This window comes from Candidatus Contendobacter odensis Run_B_J11 (genome assembly GCF_000531125.1).
GTDB lineage: Bacteria > Pseudomonadota > Gammaproteobacteria > Competibacterales > Competibacteraceae > Contendibacter > Contendibacter odensensis.
Genome location: NZ_CBTK010000153.1, coordinates 1 through 1,871, shown reverse-complemented (window position 1 = coordinate 1,871; position 1,871 = coordinate 1). Strand labels below are relative to the sequence as shown.

2 protein-coding genes are annotated in these 1,871 nt (G+C 53.4%); both read right to left on the bottom strand.

Annotated elements, in window-relative coordinates; genetic code table 11:
• Nucleotides 1-347: 347 nt before the first annotated feature.
• A complete protein-coding gene (locus BN874_RS26045; protein ID WP_268258829.1) occupies nucleotides 348-482 on the bottom strand; it encodes a hypothetical protein in 135 nt (44 codons plus the stop codon).
• A 49-nt stretch (nucleotides 483-531) separates the two neighbouring features.
• Nucleotides 532-1,655, bottom strand: a protein-coding gene (locus tag BN874_RS10835; RefSeq protein ID WP_154724869.1) for an IS3 family transposase whose coding sequence is annotated in 2 segments (ribosomal slippage) — nucleotides 532-1,409 and nucleotides 1,409-1,655 — 1,125 coding nt in all. Because the reading frame shifts where the segments join, the coding sequence is not laid out codon by codon here.
• Nucleotides 1,656-1,871: the final 216 nt, after the last annotated feature.

Below are 1,871 nucleotides of genomic sequence, written 5' to 3'. Positions count from 1 at the left end.
ATCTAGCAAAAAACGAGCTTAACATGTTGACTTGTCAAGAATAATAGCCGGAATTCACGTTTTGATAGGCTGAATTAAGGGGCTGTACAAAAACTAAGCCGTTGATCAATCAAGTGGTAGGGTCAGCTTCAATCAGTTTTAGCAGGCCGAAGCTCGTTAAACATCTTTTTCAATCAGTTAGTTAGTTTTTGTATAGCCTCTATCGACCGTAGATCAGTCAAAGCGGATAATGCGGTAGCAGCACACCACATGTTGATCGACGTTCAACCGGTAGGATCAACTGGGGCAAGCGTGGCATTGTTGCCTTAGAGAAGAGAAAAAGTCACGGGCGCTTTTGCTGGTGAGCATTACGCTACTCCAAACACCTTCAACACTTCATCCCCGTAGTGGTTGATCACCTTCACGGCGATCTTGCCGGTTTTGGGCGAGTCGAATGGGCGGCTCTTCGTTGAGTACAGTTCCGCCCAGACGGCTTCATCCACCTCGGCTTTCTGAGGTGGACCCCATTGTCCAGACAGATTTTGGTCGATTTTAAGGTAGTTCCTCTGCGTCTTCGGGTGACAGGATCGATGACCTGTCGGTATACACTTCTGCCGGTGTACGGTAGTCCAGAGCCTGATGAGGGCGCTGGTGGTTATAGAAGTCGAAGTACCGGTGTAGTCCTCGATAGGCGTCATCCAGCGAGTCATAGGCGTTGGGATACCCCTCTTCGTACTTGACCGACCGCCATAACCGTTCGACAAAGATGTTGTCATGGGCACGTCCCCGACCGTCCATGCTGATTCGGATGCCCGCCTGCGCCAGGCGGGTAGTGAACGCGGTGCGGGTGAACTGCGCACCTTGATCGGTGTTAAAGATCAGCGGTTGGCACCACCGCAACGCCTCGTCCAGGCCGTCCAAGCAGAACCGGGTTTCCAAGGTGTTGGAGAGCCGCCCTGCCAAGACCTTGCGGCTATACCCATCCAGGAGGGCCGCCAAGTCGACGAAGCCCCGACGGAGCCGAAGGTAGGTCATATCGGTACTCCAGACGTGATCCGGTCGGGTGATCGTCACTCCCCGGAGTAAGTACGGGTAAACCCGATGATCGGGATTTGGGTTCGACAGCGCCGGTTTGGGATAAATCGCGGATAACCCCATCCGGCCCATGAGCCGCATCACCCGCTTGCGATTGACCGGATACCCCGCCCGACGCAGCACGGCCGTCATCCGCCGGCTGCCGTAGAACGGATGGGCGGTGTATTCCTCGTCCAAGCGGCTCATCAGTTCCAGATTGAGCACACTCGGCTCGGCAGCCCTCTCGTACAGAGTGCTTCGACTCAACCCGAGCAGGTCACACTGCGCGACCAGCGATAAGACCGGCTGTCCCGGTTCGATCCACTGTCGCCTTACAGCGGTGGGTTCAGTCCGGACTTTTTTTTCAGCCACTCCACCTGCACGTGCAACCGCCCGATCGGGCTATACAGCGCGTCTGGGTCAGTTCCCTCCTCCACGCGCCGCCGGCCCCGCTGGCGCTCGAACAGCGCCTTTAGCCCCTCTTGGGCCTCTCGTTTCCAGATCGCCACTTGATGGGGATGCACTTCGTAGGCCCCCGCGATCTCGTTGACTGTCTTGCGTCCGGCAAGGGCTTCCAACGCAATAGTGTTCGGCACACTTATTGGGTAGACAAAATGATGTCTCGATGTTCATCAGTCATTGGATGAAGTAATAAATTTTTAATACAGATTACTTTGTACATGACAAAAAAGATAACTTATTGAAATTGTGGTAAAATATTGTCTTTCTCACCAAGGAGATGAACATCATGAATCAGATCAACGAGCTATCGGCACTGATCAATCAAACATTTAACTGGAATAAAGCGAGAATAGATT